Origin of the sequence: Prosthecobacter algae (genome assembly GCF_039542385.1) — a bacterium.
GTDB classification, from domain to species: domain Bacteria; phylum Verrucomicrobiota; class Verrucomicrobiia; order Verrucomicrobiales; family Verrucomicrobiaceae; genus Prosthecobacter; species Prosthecobacter algae.
The window spans coordinates 165,133-183,741 of sequence record NZ_BAABIA010000010.1; the positions used below are offsets into that span (position 1 = coordinate 165,133).

16 protein-coding genes are annotated in these 18,609 nt (G+C 61.7%); 7 read left to right on the forward strand and 9 right to left on the reverse strand.

Annotated features, from left to right (window positions below; genetic code table 11):
* Nucleotides 1-77: 77 nt before the first annotated feature.
* Entirely contained in the window at nucleotides 78-794 is a 717-nt protein-coding gene (locus tag ABEB25_RS21285) for an RNA polymerase sigma factor (protein WP_345738462.1), read from the forward strand.
* A 61-nt stretch (nucleotides 795-855) separates the two neighbouring features.
* Complete coding sequence (locus tag ABEB25_RS21290) at nucleotides 856-1,086, forward strand: hypothetical protein (protein ID WP_345738463.1); 231 nt, start codon at nucleotides 856-858, stop codon at nucleotides 1,084-1,086.
* Here ABEB25_RS21290 and ABEB25_RS21295 read toward each other — a convergent pair.
* Both ABEB25_RS21295 and ABEB25_RS21300 read right to left on the reverse strand, forming a co-directional pair.
* Nucleotides 1,083-1,826: a S8 family serine peptidase gene (locus ABEB25_RS21295; protein ID WP_345738464.1), complete on the reverse strand. Its 744-nt coding sequence runs from the start codon at nucleotides 1,824-1,826 to the stop codon at nucleotides 1,083-1,085. The genes ABEB25_RS21290 and ABEB25_RS21295 overlap by 4 nt on opposite strands.
* Before the next feature lie 2 nt (nucleotides 1,827-1,828).
* Nucleotides 1,829-2,476, reverse strand: coding sequence for a GAF domain-containing protein (locus ABEB25_RS21300; RefSeq protein WP_345738465.1), 648 nt, complete (start codon nucleotides 2,474-2,476; stop codon nucleotides 1,829-1,831).
* 96 nt (nucleotides 2,477-2,572) lie between these two features.
* Here ABEB25_RS21300 and ABEB25_RS21305 point away from each other — a divergent pair, with 96 nt between their 5' ends.
* Nucleotides 2,573-3,940, forward strand: coding sequence for a protein kinase domain-containing protein (locus ABEB25_RS21305; protein WP_345738466.1), 1,368 nt, complete (start codon nucleotides 2,573-2,575; stop codon nucleotides 3,938-3,940).
* Between the two features lie 70 nt (nucleotides 3,941-4,010).
* On the opposite strand, the gene ABEB25_RS21310 is transcribed toward ABEB25_RS21305, so the two are convergent.
* From ABEB25_RS21310 to ABEB25_RS21320, 3 genes are all read right to left on the reverse strand, one after another.
* Nucleotides 4,011-4,187 (reverse strand): hypothetical protein, encoded by a 177-nt coding sequence (locus tag ABEB25_RS21310; protein ID WP_345738467.1) that lies wholly within the window; start codon nucleotides 4,185-4,187, stop codon nucleotides 4,011-4,013.
* Nucleotides 4,188-4,504: 317 nt separating this feature from the next.
* The gene (locus tag ABEB25_RS21315; RefSeq protein WP_345738468.1) at nucleotides 4,505-5,956 is read right to left on the reverse strand and encodes a DUF1501 domain-containing protein; all 1,452 of its coding nucleotides are present in this window, start codon (nucleotides 5,954-5,956) and stop codon (nucleotides 4,505-4,507) included.
* Nucleotides 5,957-5,979: 23 nt separating this feature from the next.
* Entirely contained in the window at nucleotides 5,980-8,424 is a 2,445-nt protein-coding gene (locus ABEB25_RS21320) for a PSD1 and planctomycete cytochrome C domain-containing protein (protein WP_345738469.1), read from the reverse strand.
* 127 nt (nucleotides 8,425-8,551) lie between these two features.
* Here ABEB25_RS21320 and ABEB25_RS21325 point away from each other — a divergent pair, with 127 nt between their 5' ends.
* Entirely contained in the window at nucleotides 8,552-11,458 is a 2,907-nt protein-coding gene (locus ABEB25_RS21325; RefSeq protein ID WP_345738470.1) for a PSD1 and planctomycete cytochrome C domain-containing protein, read from the forward strand.
* Between the two features lie 9 nt (nucleotides 11,459-11,467).
* Here ABEB25_RS21325 and ABEB25_RS21330 read toward each other — a convergent pair whose 3' ends face one another.
* From ABEB25_RS21330 to ABEB25_RS21340, 3 genes are all read right to left on the reverse strand, one after another.
* Nucleotides 11,468-12,340 (reverse strand): hypothetical protein, encoded by an 873-nt coding sequence (locus ABEB25_RS21330; protein ID WP_345738471.1) that lies wholly within the window; start codon nucleotides 12,338-12,340, stop codon nucleotides 11,468-11,470.
* A 76-nt stretch (nucleotides 12,341-12,416) separates the two neighbouring features.
* Nucleotides 12,417-14,378: an SUMF1/EgtB/PvdO family nonheme iron enzyme gene (locus ABEB25_RS21335; RefSeq protein WP_345738472.1), complete on the reverse strand. Its 1,962-nt coding sequence runs from the start codon at nucleotides 14,376-14,378 to the stop codon at nucleotides 12,417-12,419.
* Between the two features lie 21 nt (nucleotides 14,379-14,399).
* Nucleotides 14,400-15,701, reverse strand: a complete 1,302-nt coding sequence (locus tag ABEB25_RS21340; RefSeq protein ID WP_345738473.1) for a tetratricopeptide repeat protein — start codon at nucleotides 15,699-15,701, stop codon at nucleotides 14,400-14,402.
* A 51-nt stretch (nucleotides 15,702-15,752) separates the two neighbouring features.
* On the opposite strand from ABEB25_RS21340, the gene ABEB25_RS21345 reads away from it, so the two are divergent.
* The 3 genes from ABEB25_RS21345 to ABEB25_RS21355 all read left to right on the forward strand — a co-directional run bounded on the left by ABEB25_RS21345 (nucleotide 15,753) and on the right by ABEB25_RS21355 (nucleotide 17,787).
* On the forward strand, nucleotides 15,753-17,015 hold the full coding sequence (locus ABEB25_RS21345; protein ID WP_345738474.1) for an anthranilate synthase component I family protein: 1,263 nt from the start codon (nucleotides 15,753-15,755) through the stop codon (nucleotides 17,013-17,015).
* 236 nt (nucleotides 17,016-17,251) lie between these two features.
* Nucleotides 17,252-17,569, forward strand: a complete 318-nt coding sequence (locus ABEB25_RS21350) for a hypothetical protein (protein ID WP_345738475.1) — start codon at nucleotides 17,252-17,254, stop codon at nucleotides 17,567-17,569.
* Nucleotides 17,570-17,604: 35 nt separating this feature from the next.
* The gene (locus ABEB25_RS21355; RefSeq protein ID WP_345738476.1) at nucleotides 17,605-17,787 is read left to right on the forward strand and encodes a hypothetical protein; all 183 of its coding nucleotides are present in this window, start codon (nucleotides 17,605-17,607) and stop codon (nucleotides 17,785-17,787) included.
* Between the two features lie 77 nt (nucleotides 17,788-17,864).
* On the opposite strand, the gene ABEB25_RS21360 is transcribed toward ABEB25_RS21355, so the two are convergent.
* Nucleotides 17,865-18,608 carry an AraC family transcriptional regulator gene (locus tag ABEB25_RS21360; RefSeq protein WP_345738477.1) on the reverse strand — a complete coding sequence of 248 codons (744 nt, stop codon included), beginning with the start codon at nucleotides 18,606-18,608 and terminating at the stop codon, nucleotides 17,865-17,867.
* Nucleotide 18,609 lies beyond the last annotated feature (1 nt).

The window sequence follows — 18,609 nt, forward strand, 5'->3', positions numbered from 1 at the left end:
ATTTGAAAATGCCTTTACGGTGGTGACAACGCCCGCTTTCAGGTGGCAGGCCAGGGACTTTCCGAGTAAAAAGCCGCATGACCTCTGAGCCCGCCGCCCAAGCCGCGTCTGCCCTGCCTGGCAGCTTTCATGCGGCCGACTACGAATTTGCCCAGGATCTGCTGGACGGTGATAAGGCTGCCTGGGCCCGTTTTGATCAGGAACTGAAACCGGCCATGCTGGCGAAGTTGGGCGCGGCTGGTGCCACGGATGCGGATGCCAAGGAAGTGGTGGGAATCGTGACGGAAAAGCTCTGGGCCCAGAAAAAACTGGAGGCTTATTCTGGCAGCGGCCCCTTGGTGGGTTTTGTGCGCACCATGGCGGCGAATGCTTGGCTGGAATACCTGCGCAAGCACCGCCGCATGGTGCCAGCGACGAACCTAACGCATGAAGACAGCGACGCTGATCCGCTGGACACCTTGTCAAAAGAGGAGCGGCCAGCCCCCCAGGAGACTCCGCTGGCCCAACTGCTGCGGGACGCCCTGCTGCATGCGCTGGCCCAGACCGATGCCGAGGCCCTGCTGGTCTTGAGGCTGTCCCTGCTGCAGGAAGTCAAACAGAGGGACCTTTGTGCCGTGTGGGGTGGCTGCCATGAGGGCACCATCTCACGCAAAAAGACGGAGGCCATGGAGCAGATCCGTGATGCCACGCTGACTTACCTAGCAGAAAAGGAGCCTTCCTTGCAGATCTCCTGGCAGGACCTCCTGGAAGCCTGTGGCGAAGGGGCGGAGGCCATTCTGGGGCCTTCCGAATAAAAAAGACCAGTTTCTGCGCAAGTTTACCTTTTCACCTGCATCAACGGACAGACACACCGCCATGAATGCCGAACACGACCTTTCCATCCTCTCCCAGTTCCTCCGCCGCATGGCGCCCGACGTGGAAGGCCACGACATGGGTGATCCGCCTGCGGAAGTGATGCCGCGTTTGGATGCCTTTGCCGCAGGCCAGGCCGATGCCAAAGAGCGGTCCGCCTTGGCTCAATTGCTCAAGGAACACCCCGAGTATCTGCGCTACCTGGGCAAGGCCATCCGCAATCGCGCGGCCTAACGCTTCTCCGTCAGGGGAAGGGGAGGCGCCAGCGTGCGCATGAGTTCTTTCGCACTTTCCACGCTGAGGTCTGGCCGCAAGGAGAGCAGCCGTGCCAGCCAGCCAGTGACGCGCGGGGCGGCAAAGCTGCTGCCGGTTACCACCTTCCACCCGCCCTGCCAGGGCACTCGCACCTGATGTCCATGGGCGAGAAATTCCACCATGCTGCCTGGGCGGTGGGCCCAGGGCTGGTCGGGCAGATCGGCCAAGTTCACCGTGATGGCGGTGGGGAACCAGCCCGGCCACTCGCGCAGGTTGGCATCCTCATTGCTGCACGCGGCCACTAGGTGGGTGCGGCGCAGGTAGGCCTCGTCCGTCCATTCCTTGTAGGGCATGACAAAGCGTGCCTCGCCTGGGCTGCCAAAGCTACAGTTCAGGATGTGATAGCCGCGCTGCATGGCCAGCCGGGCGGCCTCCCAGATGATGGTGGTGCGGCTGCGGAGATCACCATCCAGGACGCGGAAGCTGCCGATTTCTGCTTCGGGGGCCAGATTGCGGATGATCCAGGCGATGGCGGTGCCATGCCCCATCACATCTCCGGCACCTTCGGTGACTTTGAGAAAAGAGCCTTCGCGGGCAAAGGTGACGTCGTCCCTCAGCGTCAGCCCAGCCAGGGCCGGGTGCGTCACCTCCACCCCGGAGTCCAGGATGGCGATGCGCACACCTTTGCCGGTGGCATGTTGGAGGTCAGAGAGGGTCATGGTCATTCTTCCGTGCCAAGGACCCAGGCCGTCAGCCGATGCTCGATCAGTCTTCCAGCGGCTGCGGCCACTGTTTCCATCGCCTGCAGGTCCGCGATGGCGAAGGCTGGCGGCGTAAGGTAGCCAGGTGGAAAGTCGGCCTGTGATTCGGGCACTTGAGCCAGATCGGGCAGATCTTTTAGGCGGATCAGGCGCACGGCTGTGATCACGCCACGCAGCTCACCTGCGAATTTCAGCGGCACAGCCAGCATGGCCCACGTCAGCACACTCAGGCTGCGGTCAAGTTCCCGGTTTTGCCGTTGGTGAAAGCAGACTTCGCTCTCGCTCGCAGCCAGGCCGCTGGTGAAGACCATGCCTGTGATGCCCTGCGTGGCCGGTAGGCGGAAGCTGCCGACAAAACGTGCGGCATCCGGGCCATTGTTCCAAACGGGAACCAGCACCTGGGATTGCTCCATCGCCAGCCAGACGCTGCCTTCATCGGCCAGGATGCCGTCCAGAGTCTGCTGGATCAGACGAGCAGGCAGCCCTTCGATGAGGGCGGCCGGGCTTTGCTGGAGCGCGTGCTGGGCAAACTGTTCCCGGCGGGCCGCCAGTTTCTCTTCCAGAGAACTCAGTTCTGGGTCTGCAAAGCTGGAAAACGGCGCGGCCATCCTTTAGGCTAACATGAAGACGGCGGTTTGAGAAGAGAACGCTTGCGGGAGGGGGACAATCTTCGGACTGTTCGGACCCTTTAGATCTCTGGCCACATGAAGCGTTTTTTCTCCTTCGGCAAACGTTCGAAGCCGTCTCCAGCGGCTCCTTCGGCGTCCGAAGGCGTGGCGGGCTGGCCTCCGCAGCAGATTTATCCTTCGCCAGCCGAGTTGACGAGCATGATGCCAGCTGGGGAGTACGCCTTTGATGCCCTCATCGGTCAGGGTGGCATGGGGGCCGTCTATCGTGGGCAGCAGATGAAGCTGGACCGCTCCGTCGCTATCAAGATTCTGCATCGCCAGCACGGCACCGACTATGCCTATGCGGAAAGGTTCCGCCGGGAAGCGCAGTCGCTGGCCCAGATGAACCACCCCAACATCGTCAGCGTCTATGATTTTGGCGTGGTGGGGGATTACCTCTACTACGTGATGGAGTTCATTGAGGGCACCGATCTGCACCACTTGCTCAGCACCCGGCAGATGACGCCGGCCCGGGCAGTGGAAATCGTGCCCGCACTTTGTGATGCGTTGTTTTATGCGCATTCCAAAGGTCTGGTCCATCGGGACATCAAGCCGGCTAATGTGTTGATCGCCCAGGATGGCCGGGTGAAGCTGGCCGACTTTGGCCTGGCCAAGCGATTTGACAGACCCAGCACGCTTCTCACCCAGAGCCACATGGCCATGGGCACCCCGGACTATGCTGCGCCTGAGCAGTATGACACCCGGGCCGTGATCGACCACCGTGCGGACATTTACGCCCTCGGTGTCGTCTTTTACCAGATGCTCACCGGTACAGTCCCGCGCGGAGCCTGGCAGCCGCCTTCGGCCATGGTCGGCACGGATCCGCGGCTGGACATGGTCATCGTGCGTGCCCTGCTACCCGACCGGAACCAGCGCTACGCCTCGGCGGCCGAGTTCAAGCAGACCCTTCTCGCCAGCCTCACCACCGCTCCGGAAACCACATCCGTTCCGGTGCAGACCACACCCGCTTCCTCCACCCGCCCGCTCCAGGGCCGGGTGCTGGTGCTGGAGGATGACCTGCTGCTGCGCCAGCTCATCGTGCGCAATCTCAAGCAGGAAGGTTTTGAGATCGTGGAGACCGGGGACGGGGTGGACACGGTGCGCTGTTACAGCGAGGCCATGCTCGCCGGCCAGCCTTTCGATCTGGTTCTGATTGATCTCACCATTCCCATGGGCATGGGCGGAGCCCGAGCCATGGAACTGCTGCGGCAACTGGACCCGCAGGTGGATGCGATTGTTTCCAGCGGTTATCGCAGCGATCCCGCCATGTTGCATCCCCGTGCGCACGGCTTTGCGGATGTTTTGCCCAAGCCCTATGACAGCGCCGACCTCACCCGGATTGTGCGGGAGGTGCTGCACAAGCGCCGCCAGCGTCTCGGCACGGCGGCTGGCATGCAGGGGTAAAATGAAGCACCGCCCGCCAGGTGACCAGCGTGCGGTGCGACGTGGGTGGCTGAACCACCGGAGTTAAGTCTTAGTGCTTGTGACCCTTTTTGGAGTCGCAGCAGGCGCTCTTGTCTTTCGAGCAGCACGCCGCCGCAGCTTTTTTGCTGCCGGCAGCGTCGCAGGAGGAGCATTCAGCCTTTTTGCTGGCGCAGGAAGCGAGCAGCAGGGAGGCGGAAGCGAGGCCAATGGAGAGAAGACGGATCATAGAGAGAGTGTCGGTTGGAAACAGGTAGTCTATGAGACGACCTCCAAACCATTCAAATTACTTGCTCATCTGCACCGGCGCTGGTGGTGGCGGTGGGGGAGCCTTGGAAGCGCAGGAGACGAGACCACCGGCGATGACCGATGCTGCGAGAGCGAGGAGGGCGTATTTCATAGTGTGTTTTGTAACGTGTTTGTTTGAATGCTACAGCATCCACAAGTGAGACTGAGCGACGCGAGGCTAACGACAATTCCAGTGTTTGCAACGGGCCAAATCGCAATGTTCAGGGCGTCCGGTTCGCAGGACTGAGAAGGGCCTGGCTAGGCTAGGAGGTCTTTCACCACATGGCCATGCACATCGGTGAGGCGGTAATTGCGGCCCTGGAAGCGGTAGGTGAAGCGCTCATGGTCAAAGCCCAGGAGGTGCATCACGGTGGCCTGGAAGTCATGAACGTGGACCTTTTTTTCAGCCACGCTGAAACCCAGCTCATCCGTGCTGCCATAGTCAAAGCCGGACTTCACCCCGCCCCCGGCCATGAAGAGCGTGAAGCAGTCTGGGTAGTGGTCCCGCCCCAGCACCTTGCTGGCGGCAGTGCGGCCTTCGCGGAAAGGCGTGCGGCCGAATTCGCCGCCCCAAATGATCAGGGTGTCCTCCAGAAGCCCACGCTGTTTCAGGTCCTTGATCAGCGCAGCTACGGGCTTGTCAGTTTCGGCCATCTTTTTGGTTAGGCCGTCGGTGATGCCTGAGGCTTCCGAGGTGCCATGAAAGTCCCAGCCCCAGTCAAAGAGCTGCACAAAGCGCACGCCTTTTTCCACCAGGCGACGTGCCAGCAGGCAGTTATTGGCAAAGCTGGCCTCGCCGGGCTTGGCCCCATAGTCTTCAATGACCTTGGCCGGCTCTTTGGAGATATCCATGACCTCCGGTACACTCATCTGCATGCGATAGGCCAGTTCGTATTGGGCGATGCGGGTCACCGTTTCCGCATGGCCCAGTTCGGCTGCCTGCTGTTCATTGAGTTCCTTCAGCGCATCCAGCGTGCGACGGCGCAGGTTTCGGCTCATCCCGGCGGGATCAGAGGCATACAATACCGGGTCGCCTTTGCTGCGGCACTGCACCCCCTGATAGACGGAGGGGATGAACCCGCTACCCCACAGGCCCTGGCCGCCGCTGGGCTGAGTACCACTGGAGATCAGGGTCACAAACCCTGGCAGATCCTGGTTTTCCGTGCCCAGCCCATAGGTTGCCCAGGAGCCCATGGAAGGCCGTCCCTGCCGCGTGTGGCCGGTGAAAAGCAGCAGCTCTGCCGGGGCGTGGTTGAACTGGTCCGTGTGCATGGACCGCACCATGGTGATCTCATCGGCGATGGTGTGGAAGTTCGGGCAGGCATCGCTCATCCACATGCCCGCCTTGCCATACTGTTTAAAGCTGCGCGGGGTGCCCATCAGCTTGGGCACGCCCGTGGTGAAGGCGAAGGTGCGGCCTTTGAGAATGGAGTCCGGGCAGTTCTGCCCATCGTGCTTCACCAGCTCCGGTTTATAATCAAACAGGTCCAGATGCGGCGGTGCCCCGGACATGTGCAGGTAGATGACGCGCTTGGCCTTGGCCGCATGGTGGGTGACGCGCGGTGCCATGGGATTGTCCGTGACCGGCATCGCCGTGCTGGTGCCTTGCAGGGCCTGGAGGGCGATCGCCCCCAGGCTGAACTGCCCGGCCCCGCTGAGGAAGGTGCGGCGCGTGGTGAACTGGAGGCTGTCGTGGCGGACGGGATTCATGGGGAACAGTCAGGGCAAGGGGGTTATCTCCGCATCACAAACTCATCCAGGTTCATCACCACATTGGCCACAGTGGTCCAGGCGGCGAGTTCGGCGATGTCTGCGTCTTTGGGGGCAGGCCCCAGGGGATCCGTGGCCATTTTCACGGCTTCATTCGGGTGGGAGCGATAGTCGGCCAGGGCTTCGTCATGGAGCTTTTGCAGGGTGCTGCGCTCCTGCGTCGTGGGAGCCCGGGAAACGCAGAGCTGGTACAGGAGGGCGATCTTGTCATCCACGCCCATCAGACGCCGGGCCATGGCCTGATGGGCCTCGATGAAGACGGGGTCATTGAGCGTGACGAAGGCCTGGAGCGGGGTGTTGGTGCGGCCCCGGCGGACGGTACACACTTCGCGGTTAGGCGCATCGAAGGTGCTGAAGCTGGGGTAGGGGCTGTTGCGCCGCATCTCGGTGTAGAGGCTGCGGCGGTGCTTGTCCTCACCTTCGCTCAGCGTCCAGTCATTGCTGCGGCCAAAGGCGGTGGTCAGGCCCATGTTCGGGGCCATGGGCCGCACGGAAGGGCCGCCCATTTTGGCACTCAGCAGGCCGCTCACGGCCAGGGCCTGGTCGCGCAGCAGTTCACCCGTGGCACGGAAGCGGGGGCCCCGGGCCAGCAGGCGGTTTTCAGGATCGCGCTCATTGAGTTCCGCGTTGCTGCGGGAGTCCTGGCGGTAAGCCTGGGAAGTGACCATGAGCCGCAGCATGTGTTTCAGGTCCCAGCCTTTGTCCATGAATTCGGCAGCCAGCCAGTCCAGCAGCTCTGGGTGGAAGGGCAGCTCCCCTTGGCTGCCAAATTCCTCACTGGTGCGCACCAGGCCGATGCCGAACAAACTTTCCCACAACCGGTTGACGGTCACACGGGCTGTCAGCGGATTATCATGGCTCACCAGCCAGCGGGCCAATGTCAGACGATTGCGGGGTGCCCCTGCCGGCAGGGGAGGGAAAGTGGCAGGTGTGCCTTCCTGCACCTCTTCGCCCAGGGCCTGCCAGTTGCCACGGAGCTGGATGTAGGTCTTGCGACGTTCCTTGGCAGGCAGGTCCAGCATCACAGGCACGGTGACGGGTTTGGTGCGGTTCAATTCCTTGTTCAGGAGATTAAGCTTGGCGCGTTCCGTCTTGGCTTCGGGAGCGACGAAACGCACGTAGTAGGTTTGCAGCGTCTTTTTCTGTTCCGCCGTGCGTTTTTCTGCCATCACGGCCAGGGCCTCGGCGGCTTTTTTGTCCTTGAGGGCAGGTTTGGTCGCCAGCCAGGCATCATAGCCTTTCATCCAGCCCTCGGGGTTTTTGGCAAACTGGGCCTCCAGCTTGGCGAGTTCCTGCTTCCATTGCTGGCGCTGCTGCTTCACTTCGGCGGGGAGGATTTCATGGAAAGGGGCTTCGTCCTTTTTGTCGGCATCGGCGCTTTGATTCAGGAAGGCATAGGCCTGGAAATATTCCTTGTGGGTCAGGGGATCGTACTTGTGCGTGTGGCACTGGGCGCAGGCCATGGTGGTACCCATCCAGACGGCAAAGGTGGTGTTCACGCGGTCCACCACGGCGGCGATGCGGAATTCCTCATCGCTGGTGCCGCCTTCGTTTTGCGTCATGGTGTTGCGGTGAAAGGCGGTGGCGATGAGCTGGTCATCGGTGGGGTTGGGCAGCAGGTCGCCGGCGATCTGTTCGATGGTGAACTGGTCAAACGGCATGTTCTGGTTCAGGGACCGCACCACCCAGTCCCGGAAGGCCCAGATTTCGCGTGGCTGATCGCTGGGATAGCCGGAACTGTCCGCATAACGGGCGAGATCCAGCCATTGGCGTGCCCAGTGCTCGCCATAGGCTGGTTTGGCCAGAAAGTGGTCCACCATCTTTTCGTAAGGGGCCTTTTTGAAGGTCTCCAGTTCTTGTAGGGTGGGTGGCAGGCCGGTGAGATCAAGGGCCAAGCGACGGATCAGGGTGGCCGAGTCGGCCTGCGACTGGAAGCCCAGTTTCTCTTCGGCCAGCCGCTTCAGCAGAAAGGCATCCACGGCACTGGTCTCGCTTGTCGGAGCTGCGGGGATGGCTGGCCTAACCACCTTTTCATAACTCCAGTGTCCGCCCCATTTGGCTCCTTCCTGGATCCATTGTTTGAGCAGGGCCACTTGCGCTGGAGGGATGACCTTGTGCTGCTTGGGTGGGGGCATCACCTCGTCCTTGTCGGTGGAGAGGATGCGTTGAAGGAGGGCGCTTTGGTCGGGGTTGCCCGGCACGATGGCCCGCACGCCTTCATTGTCAGCCTTGGCGGCCTTTTCATCGTCCAGCCGAAGGCCGGCTTCGCGCTTGGCTTCATCCGGCCCATGGCAGAAGAAACAGTTCTCCGAGAGGATGGGGCGGATCTGCCGGGAAAAGTCCACTGCGGGCAGTTCCTTTTCGGGGAGAACAGCCAGGAGACAGAAAATGGGAAGAAGCCGGGGCATGGGGTCTGGGCTAAATACGCCGCTCAAGGGGGCATCTTCCCGGATGTGCGAGGATAGTCCATTGGCTGAGCAGGGAGTTCCGGTAAGGATGGAAAGCTGGGGTGGGCCGTCATCGTTCTGAGAAGGCGTGAACCGTCTGTTGCTTTCTTTCTGCCTCCTGGCTTCTCCAGCCCTGGCGCTGGACTTTGCCCAGGAGGTGCTGCCGGTGCTGCAGCGCGCCTGCTTTGAATGCCACGGCGGCGAGGTGGCCAAGGCGGGCCTGCGCCTGCATGAGAAGGCCGTTGCGCTGAAAGGGGGAGAGCATGGGGCGGTCATCGTGCCCGGCCAGCCCGAGGCCAGCGAACTTCTGCGCCGGGTCTCTCTGCCTCGGTCTGACAAGCAGGCCATGCCCAGGCGCGGGAACGCGCTGACCGCCATGGAAATCCAAGGGCTGCGCGAATGGATCGCTGCTGGAGCCGTGTGGCCCGAGACGGTCTCGGCGGCCCGGCACTGGGCCTACGTGCCACCTGTGAAGCCGAAGCTGCCTGACACCCAAGGCCAGCACCCGGTGGATGCCTGGGTGGGCGAAAAGTTGAAGCAGGTAGGCTTGACCCCTTCCGCTGTAGCTCCCGCGCATACTTTGGTGCGGCGCCTGTTTCAGGATCTCACCGGCCTGCCACCTGCTGAGGAAGACCTGGCCCGCTTTCTTCCAGATCTCCGGCTGCAAAACCTCTCTGAGGACACCTATGAAAAGCTGGTGGACCACCTGTTGGCATCGCCAGAATTTGGGGTCAAGTGGGCACGTCATTGGCTGGATCTGGCCCGGTATGCGGATTCGCATGGCTTTCAGCGGGATGACCTGCGCGAGGTCTGGGGTTACCGGGACTGGGTGGTGGAGGCTTTGAACAAGGATATGCCGTTTGACCAGTTCACCATTGAGCAGATCGCCGGGGACCTGTTGCCCAATGCTACTCCGGCACAGATCATCGCCACTGGCTTTCACCGCTGCACGCCGACGAATGTGGAGGCCGGAACGGAGCCGGAAGAAAGCCGAATCAACCAGGTGATCGACCGCGTGAACACCACAGGGGCGGTGTGGATGGGCAGCACTCTAGAATGCGCCCAGTGCCATCACCACAAGTATGACCCGTTCAGCCAGAAGGATTATTACCAGTTGCTGGCCTACTTCAACAACACCGAGAAAGAGGCGGAACGCACCAACCCAAAAACGCCTGGTTCGATCCGGTTTGACGGCGTGCCTTACGCCATGTCCGACGCGGGACAGGATGAGGCGCGGGAGGCTCTAACCCAGCGGCTGAAAAGCGTGCAGGCTCGCCTGGCCAAGGCTGAAGCCGTTGCGTCGCCATCGGTCCAAAACGCAGCGGGCAAGCCGTCGGTGAGGGTGCTGAAACCTGCCGAGGTGGACTCCGCCTCCGGCTCTGAGGCCGAAGTGCAGGGAGACCAGAGTGTGCTCTTCATCGGGGCCGTGCCGGATGTGGACACCTATACGCTGACCTATGATCTCAGCCCTGGCAGTGTCACTGGGTTCCTGCTCGAAGCCTTGACCGATTCTTCGCTGCCTGGAGACGGGCCGGGCAGGGGTGATGCCACGCGGCCTAACTTTGTATTGCAACACCTGGAGGTCTCCGTGCAGGACACAGCAGGCAAGGTCTTGCCGCTCAGCTTTAAGCAGGCCTTCGCCAGCTTTTCCCAAAGCCGGTTTGATGTTGGCGGGCTGATTGACCAGGATCCGAAGACGGGGTGGGCCATCAATCCGCAGTTTCATCAGGCCCACTGGGCCGCCTTGGCCCTGAAGGAGCCGCTGGTGATCACGGCGGGCATGAAGCTGAAACTGAAGCTGGTGCAGGAGTTTGGTGCAGGCCGCATGATTGGCCGGCTGCGTTTCTCCGCCATGGCTGGTGAGGTGGAGGCCAGCCTCCCTGCGGTCAGCGCGCCCTTGGCCGGCAAAGCCCGCCCAAAGAACCCAGCCGTCGTGGCTCTGACGCGGGAAGCAAAGGCCCTTCAAAAGGAGCTGGAGGGGCTGAAGCCAGCGACCACCGAAGTCATGCGTGAAATGCCTCAGCCACGCATGACCGCCGTTTTTAAACGCGGAGTGTACACTGATCCGGCGGAACCTGTGAAGGCAGCGACGCCATCCATCTTCGACCTCCAGGTGAAGGGCCCGCCCAACCGCCTAACACTCGCCCGCTGGCTGGTGGCCCGAAACAATCCGCTGACGGCCCGCGTGACCGTGAACCGTTTGTGGGCGGAGATCTTCGGCCAGGGCCTTGTGACCACGGTCGAGGACTTCGGCATCAAGGGCGCGCCACCGTCTCATCCAGAGCTGCTGGACTGGCTGGCCGTGGAGTTCATGGATCAGGGCTGGAGCCTGAAGAAGATCCTGAAACAAATCGTCATGTCCCGCACCTACCGGCAGAGCTCCGCGTTCCAGGCTGGCAGCAGGAATGCCGAGACGGATGCCGCGAATGTCCTGCTGTGGCGGGGGCCGCGCTTCCGGTTGGATGCCGAGGCTATCCGCGACAATGCTCTGGCCGTATCCGGCCTGCTGAGCCTGAAAAAGGGCGGAGCCCCCATCCGACCACCGCAGCCGGACGGCCTGTGGGCGAAGGTGGGCGGGCAGCAATACAAGTATGAAGTCAGCAGGGGCGAGATGCGTTACCGGCGCGGTCTCTACGTGGTGCTGAAACGTGGTGCCCCTTATCCCAGCTTCATCAACTTCGATGCCAGTGCACGCATGGCCTGCGTGGTGAGGCGCGGCCGCAGCAACACCCCGTTGCAAGCGCTGACCTTGCTCAATGACCCCGTCTTCGTGGAGGCCACGCAGGCCCTGGCAGCACGCCTGCAAAAGGTGCCGGATGTCTTGTCACGCCTTCGGTTAGGCTTTCGCCTGGTGCTGGCAAGGGAGGCTGCGCCGGAGGAGCTGGAGGTGATGCGTCAGCTTTACGAGGCCCAGGTTTCTCAGGGAGAAACCAAGGCCTTGGAGGCTGTGGCCAGCGCCCTGATGAATCTGGACGAAGCCATCACCAAAGGGTGAAGCCGAAGCTTACTCCAGGCCGGGAGGTTTTTCAGACACCTTGCGTCCGCCTGTGCCCTTGGTCGGTTCTGCGGGTTTGTTCGGGTCGAAATACTCACCGCCACGAATCTCCGTATCGCCTTTAGAATTCAGGGCCATCTGAGGGCGGTCGCCATTCTTTTCAAGGTAGTAGGAACGTTTTTTCAAGGAACCGTCCGGTGCCACAATGCAGTGGGCATAGATATGCGGCTGCGCCAGAAACAAGGCATGCAGCTTGTTCTCCCGGTCCAGGGTGATCTGGGGATCATGCGCCATGCTGATGGGGCCTAACCGATAGGTCTGCATGCGCATGTTGGTCTTGTCATCAACCAGGCGGACGTAGAGCGAGGTGGTGTCCAGGTCCGTAAACAGGATGACAGCATAGCGGCGTGCCTGCCCGGCCCCTTTGTAGCCTTCAGGCACCCCAAAGGATTGCTCCCACATCGGTTTGTTGTCGGTGATATTGAAGCGCACACGGGTGCTCGCGTAAAACTGCCCGGAAGGCACATGCGCCACACGGGCGGTCAGGCCATAGTTACCAATGTCGGTGGGGGAGTAGGCATCGGTGACAGTGACTTTTTTCTGAATGGTGCCGCCTGCCGGAATCTGCACAAGTTCCACGCCGGAGACCTCAATGGGGGCCAGCGGGCGGCCCGTGGTATCGGTCATTTCAAAGGAGAGCCACACGGCCCGGCCTGGACCGCCGAGAACGACATCCGCTCCAGATCGGTTGGTGATGGTCACCGAGGCGGGAATGGCCTCCAAGGCCAGATAATTGGTGCGTGGCAGCGTCAGGCCGACCTGAAACTGTGCCTGGGCGGCAAGCGCCAGGGTGAAGAAAATGAGGGGGGTGAGATAGCGCATGACTGATTGAAAGCGGAAAACGGGGGAACAGAAAACTCTAAAATGCGCACAAAGCCTTCCTAGAGAGCCCGTCCCGTCACTTTTTCGGGGTTTGGGCCACGTCACTGGCGGTGCGGAAGCCGCGAGCCAGGGTGGATTCGGAGGCGGATTCGGCAAAAAAGCGGGTGGTGAGAAGGTCGTTGCTGCCTTTCAGGGCAAAGTGGCCGCCACGGACGACGGGCACACGCAGGTCGGGGTAGTCCGGGTGGGAAGGCCACAGCTCGCCGCTGCGCTCGCTAGCGGTCCACTCGGAGACGTTGCCTGCCATATCGCAGACGCCGTAGGGGCTGACATCGGTGGATTTGCGGTCGGCCGGTGCCCAGAGGTTGTAGCCATCTTTGCTGCCGCCCTTGCCGTTGCTGTCGTAGTCATCGCCCAGGTTGGCGGCGGCTTTATCGGCCTTGTTGCCCCAGGGGAAGAGCTGGCCTTTGTCGCCGCGCGCGGCTTTTTCCCATTCTTCTTCGGTGGGCAGGCGCTGGCCCTTCCACTTGGCATAGGCATATGCATCCCACCAGTCCACCTGGGTCACAGGGGTGTTCAGGCTCATCGGTTGGCCGTTGAAGGTGGCTCCGGCTTTGGCTGCGGCATAGGTTTCCATCCACTTCGCCGGGGTGTGGCTCGTTTTGGTCTTCGGCTGGTCGGGGTGGTCAAAAGCGGTCGAAGGGCTGTCTTCGAGGGCTTTGAGAAACTCGCCATATTGGCCGATGGTGACTTCGTGCTTGCTGATGTTGTAGGCAGGCAGGTTGCGCGGCTCCTTTTTCTGATAAACAAAACTCCCGGCGGGGATGGTGATCATTTCCTCCTTCAGCAGGGGGGTGGTCGCCGGGGTAGCTGTGCCGACCAGGTTGCCCAGGCCAAAAACGGCAGCGAGGGCCGCTGCTGCCACCGCCCAGGCCCACCAAGGCGTGGGGCGCTTGCTGGCGGAGGCTCCTTCTTCAGCCTCAATCCGGCGCATGATGCTGCGTTCCCGCATGGCATCGCGCACATCGTCCAGAGCTTCCAAAAGACCGTTCCAGTCATGGCCGGTCTCTCCCAAAGTGGCGAGCAGGCCCCTGGCCTTGCCTTCGCTGGCCAGCGGTTGCACAAGGTCCAGCAGGGCGGCCACTTCTTCCACGGCCACCCGGGGGCGACTGCCTGCGGGGCGGAAGATGTTCACGATGCTGGCCTGGTTTTCCGCATCCAGGTAGATGTCCCGCGCATTCAGGCGGCGATGATGGTTGCCGCGTTCGACGGCGTATTGCATGGCCTCGGCCACACCGAAGAGAAGCTCTGCGATTTTCCGCTCGGACAGGTGTTCCCCGGCGGCCTCTATTTCCTCGAGGTTGCGCCCGCGCGGCAGCTCACGGGTGTAGAAAATGAGCCCATTGACCGAACCCGCCTCATAGAGAGGAGCGATGCGGGGGTGGGAAATGGAGGCCTTGAGGCGCTCGCGTTCCTTGAAGCCCTGGATCGCCTCCGGTTGGCTCAGCAAATCAGGGCGAAGAAGCACGAGGGCGACCGGGCGCTGTACGGTGACCTGAATGGCGCGGTAGGTTTCAGATTCGGTCTCCTGGGTCAACCGATCCTGCACCTGGTAATTGCCCAGGATAGTGCCGGGAGCCAGGAAGGGTGGCAGTTCCACACAGCAGGGCGGTGGAGGCGCGGCGAGGGCGGCCTGGGCTTTGACCCGCAGCTTTTCGCCCGTGTAGGGCGCATCCAGCAGCACTGGCCAGCCGGCGATTTGGGACTCAAAGCCGGTCAGGTCATAACGGGTGGTGAACAGCACCTTGGCCAGGGGGAAGCGAGCGAGTGCGGCGTCCCGGAGGTTGAATCCAGTGTCGCCACTGGCGGAGGGGATGGCCTCCGTGATCAGCAGGTCCAGGGCGGCGGCACGGCCCAGCCAAGTGCGGGCCTCCGTGACACCGGCCACACTGTGGATGGTCCAGTCAGGTTGTTGTCGGAGGGCTTCAGTTCGGGGGCCGCGTGTATCGGCGTTGGCATCGAGAAAAAGGATCGTCATCGTATCGGGGGGGCGGGGCCGTCAGTTCGTCAACGGCGGGAGCAGCGGGTTCACGCCGCCCGGAACGGACTGGGGCGCGCGTGAGCCGAAGTCCAGGAGGTCGCGCGGTTCGGCGGCCACGTCCTGGAGCTTGTGCTGGTAATACAGCCGGACGACGTAGCCGTGGTAAGAACGGCGGCCGTGGGCGGCGATTTCTCCCGGTGTGAGTGCCGGCAGGAAATAGGTTACATCAAGGGGTTCTTCACCGATGCCGCTCCAGTCCACAGGCGCAGCGGCCCAGGCGGAGACGGGTTCATCGGCGATGGTCTGGGCGATTTTTTCGCCGTTCACTCGGTCAAAGAAATACACGTCAATGTCCACCTGGCTGGGGTCCACATTGGTGTTTCCCTGGCGGAGAATGGGGATGCGCAGCACCACCTTCTCACCATTGAGGGTGGCGGTGTCGCGCATGGTCTGGCAGGCACCCAGAGACAGCATTTTGCCGCCGTCCCCACCCGTCAGGGCAGAGAAAGCCGTGCCTGCCGAGCTGGCCGGGGCGGCTGCAGGGGCATTGAGCCTGCGTTTGGCCAGATCGCGAAAGCCGGCGGCGCGGGCTGGGTCCATGGATTCCAGTTGTCTCCAGAGATTGGCGGCCTTGTCGGTCAGTCCCATGGTTTCATAACATTGGGCCGTCTCCGCCATCACCTCTGGGCGGGCGGGATATTGAAGATCTGCGCGTCTCAGCACTTCCAGGGCTCCTTGCATGTCACCCAGCCCACGCACTTGTTTGGCCAACTCGATCATTTCTTCGAGGGACATGGTGGCGGCAGGGTCTGCCGGGGCTTTTTTCGCGGTGGGAGCTTGCCCTGGAGGAGGCAGATTGGCCAAAGCGCCACTCGGCGCAGGTGGGTTGGCCGAAGGAGGCGGTGCGGCGGGCGCTACTGCTACACCAGGAGCCGCGGTGGGCACCTGCGGTGCGGGCCGGGGGGCGGCTGGCACGGGGGGGCTGCCCGTAGGCGGGGCAAAGGAACCAATGGCCGGAGGGGCAAACTCAGTCGCAGTCGGGGTGGGCGACGATGCTGCCGGAGGGGCAGCCTGGGCGATCTGGCCCACGGGAGGCGGGCTGAAGCTCACCGTGGGTTTCACTGGGGCGGCAGGCGCTTCTAAAGGATTCGCACGGGATGGGTGGGGCGCTTTGGCCACGGGTGCGGGCCGTCGGGAACTGTCCCAAACAACTTTGGAGACGAGCAAAACCTGCACCGCAGCAAGCAGGCAGAGAACACCAAGGGCCGTCGCACTGGCACGGCCCCGGTCAGCGTTGAGAATGGAAGGGGCTTGAGCCATGCCGATTGCCGCAGGAAATTCGTATGGTAAGTTCCGCGCTCCGAAGTGTCAATGCTCCAGCCCCTTTCCGCCGATTCTCAGCCCGAAAAAGGAAGATCGTGGACACGAGTTGCCACTCCTTTGGGTTCGCCTGTCGAAATTGGCAGCCAACTGGCCCAGGCTCCGGGTTTTGTCTGGCTGGACAGTGCGGTCACGATTCCAGGCTCGGTTTCCCTGCTCACCGCGTGGCCGGAAACCTTGCTGCAAGGAAATATGGCCCAGGATTGGTCCCAGGTGGAAAAAGCCCTTCAGGATGGAACGGCTGCCGGGTGTGGGGGCGGGCTGTTCGGCTGGGTGGGGTATGATGGGCAGTTCGTTCTGGGCGTTTATCCGCATGCGCTGCTGTATGACCACGCCCGGGATGAATGGTTCGAATCTGGCGATTTTTGCCAAAAATGGGCTTCCAAAGGCCCATTTCGGTCAGAAATGGCCCCTAGCGATCTGCCGAAGCTGCCTTTTACCCCTCTCGTTTCCCGGTGCGATTTTCTGACCCAGGTCCGGCAAGCGCAGGAGTACATCAGTGCGGGGGACATTTATCAGGTAAATCTTTCCCAGCCCTGGCGGGCTGATTGGCCATCGGGGACGCCATTTTTCCCGTATTACGAGCGTCTGCGCCGCATTTCTCCCGCCCCTCATGCTGCCTGCCTCCATTTGGGGGGGACTACGCTGCTTTCGGCCTCGCCCGAGCTTTTTCTCAAGCTCTCCGGCCGCACCATCGCCACCCATCCGATCAAGGGCACCCGCCCACGGTTTCCGGCGGATCCCGAAAAAGATGCTGCTTCAGCTAGGGAACTCCTGGCCTGTGACAAAGAGCGGGCGGAGCTGCTGATGATTACCGATCTGGAACGCAATGACCTGGGGCAGGTCTGCGAGTTTGGCAGCGTGAAGGTGCCGGATCTCTGGCGGGTGGAAAGTTTTGCGCAGGTTTACCATCTTGTTTCCACCGTCACGGGCACCTTGCGTCCTGGCATCAGCCATGCGGCCGCTTTCCGGGCCTGTTTCCCCGGCGGTAGCATCACAGGCGCACCGAAAAAACGCGCTGCCGAGATCATTGCGGAACTGGAGCCGCATCCACGGGGCCCCTATACCGGGGCCGTGGGTTATTTTGGTTTTGAGGGTGAAAGCCAGTGGAACATCGTCATCCGCACGGCGGTGCAAACAGGCGACGAGATCCGCTTTCATGCCGGTTCAGGCATTGTGGCGGACAGCATCCCTGAGAAAGAGTGGGAGGAGACGCTGCACAAGGCATCGGGCATTCTGGCTGCGTGGAGTTGAAGGTGGAGGGCTTTTCTGAGAGAGGACGCTCCATCGTGCAAAAATCCCCGGTCAGACCTTTTTCTTGGTGCAAAGGGCATGTCGGCCGAGATGTTTTAGCGAAGGGAATAATCTTATAAAGAGTTCATTATCAATAGAATAGGTTGATGTGATCAGGCGGGGCACGGCTTTCGCTAGGTGAGGGGATAAGGCCGTCCACGTGACGGCAAGATCTCAAAATCAACCGTCCCACCCTTATGAAACGCACTTTCCAAATCCTCTGCCTGGCCGTGGCAGCCCTCGGACTGTCCAGTTGCACCACTTACGTCGAAGAAAGGGGCTATGTGGCCACTCATCCAGGGCACGTTTATCGCAGCGGCCCACGCCACAATCACGGCCCCTACTACGGCAGCAGCCGCTATTCTCACAACCGTCCGGTTTCCTATCGCAGCAGCTCCCGCTACCGCCCGGGCTACCGCGACTACGACCGCAATGTGCGGTATGACCGCTACGACAGCCGTCATCGCAGCACGCTGGACACCCGCGTGAGGGCCGATGTGGGCCTCTTCCGTTAACGCTCGAAAACAACCTCAACTCCTGATCTCCCCTTATGAAATCCATCGTTTATCTGACTCTCGCGGCCATACTGGCCCTCGTCGTTCCTAGCTGTAGCACTCATGTGAATGCAGGCGGCGGTGCTAGCGTCAATCGCGGCAAGGCCAAACACTCGCATCATCACCAACGTTCCGACACCCGTGTGAAGGCCAACGTGGGTGCTTCTGTGGGCCTTTAAAACTCTTTAAATCCCCCCAGGGTGCAGGTGGATATTCTTCCATCTGCACCCTGTTTTTTTGGAGAGGTCGGCGGAGGCTACTTTTCCGCATGTTGCTGGCGAAATTGTCGCGGCGTCATGCCAGTGCGTTTGCGGAACTGCTGGGTAAAGGCGCTTTGGTCACAGAAACCGTGGTCGAGGGCGATGTCGGCAATGGAAGTGCCCGTTTGGGTCAAGGCTTCGGCAGCGGCCTGGATGCGCAGCCTGAGAATGAGCTCATGCGGCGTGGTGCCCAGGCACTCGCGCAGCTTGCGGTGCAGGTGCCGTTCGGACAAACCGGTGGCCTGGGCCAGATCGGCGGCGGTGAGGCTTTCGTGCAGGTGCGCCTGAATGTAGGCTACGGCAGCAGCCACTTCGCGCACGGCATGCTGGGCACCTTTTTCTTCGCAGCGCCGGCTCATGCCCATGATGCCAATGATGTCTCCCTCTTTGCCCTGAATGGGCAGCTTGGTGGTCATGAACCAGTTCAGTGCGCGTTGTTCATCCAGCCACAACTCCAGTCGGTTCACCACAGCCCTGCCTGTGCGGATGATTTCCTGGTCGTCCTTGCGAAAGGCCAGTGCCACATCGGGAGGGAAAAAGGCATCGTCCGTCGCTCCCACAATGTCCTTTTCTTGCTTCAGCCCTAGGCGCTCCAGCTTAGCTGCGTTGGCTGTGATCATCCGGCCTTGCGCATCTTTGACGAAAAAGAAAACGCCTGGCAGGTGGTCAAACATCGTCCTCAGGATCTGCGGATCGGACATGCGGGCGAAGAACTCGGCTTGGAGGCGCGGACGGCTCATG

Bases quoted from the DNA above. Each gene is read 5' to 3' on its own strand.
- ABEB25_RS21285 (WP_345738462.1), top strand. From the start codon at position 78: ATGACCTCTGAGCCCGCCGCCCAAGCCGCGTCTGCCCTGCCTGGCAGC.
- ABEB25_RS21290 (WP_345738463.1), top strand. From the start codon at position 856: ATGAATGCCGAACACGACCTTTCCATCCTCTCCCAGTTCCTCCGCCGC.
- ABEB25_RS21295 (WP_345738464.1), bottom strand. From the start codon at position 1,826: ATGACCCTCTCTGACCTCCAACATGCCACCGGCAAAGGTGTGCGCATC.
- ABEB25_RS21300 (WP_345738465.1), bottom strand. From the start codon at position 2,476: ATGGCCGCGCCGTTTTCCAGCTTTGCAGACCCAGAACTGAGTTCTCTG.
- ABEB25_RS21305 (WP_345738466.1), top strand. From the start codon at position 2,573: ATGAAGCGTTTTTTCTCCTTCGGCAAACGTTCGAAGCCGTCTCCAGCG.
- ABEB25_RS21310 (WP_345738467.1), bottom strand. From the start codon at position 4,187: ATGATCCGTCTTCTCTCCATTGGCCTCGCTTCCGCCTCCCTGCTGCTC.
- ABEB25_RS21315 (WP_345738468.1), bottom strand. From the start codon at position 5,956: ATGAATCCCGTCCGCCACGACAGCCTCCAGTTCACCACGCGCCGCACC.
- ABEB25_RS21320 (WP_345738469.1), bottom strand. From the start codon at position 8,424: ATGCCCCGGCTTCTTCCCATTTTCTGTCTCCTGGCTGTTCTCCCCGAA.
- ABEB25_RS21330 (WP_345738471.1), bottom strand. From the start codon at position 12,340: ATGCGCTATCTCACCCCCCTCATTTTCTTCACCCTGGCGCTTGCCGCC.
- ABEB25_RS21335 (WP_345738472.1), bottom strand. From the start codon at position 14,378: ATGACGATCCTTTTTCTCGATGCCAACGCCGATACACGCGGCCCCCGA.
- ABEB25_RS21340 (WP_345738473.1), bottom strand. From the start codon at position 15,701: ATGGCTCAAGCCCCTTCCATTCTCAACGCTGACCGGGGCCGTGCCAGT.
- ABEB25_RS21345 (WP_345738474.1), top strand. From the start codon at position 15,753: ATGCTCCAGCCCCTTTCCGCCGATTCTCAGCCCGAAAAAGGAAGATCG.
- ABEB25_RS21350 (WP_345738475.1), top strand. From the start codon at position 17,252: ATGAAACGCACTTTCCAAATCCTCTGCCTGGCCGTGGCAGCCCTCGGA.
- ABEB25_RS21355 (WP_345738476.1), top strand. From the start codon at position 17,605: ATGAAATCCATCGTTTATCTGACTCTCGCGGCCATACTGGCCCTCGTC.
- ABEB25_RS21360 (WP_345738477.1), bottom strand. From the start codon at position 18,608: ATGAGCCGTCCGCGCCTCCAAGCCGAGTTCTTCGCCCGCATGTCCGAT.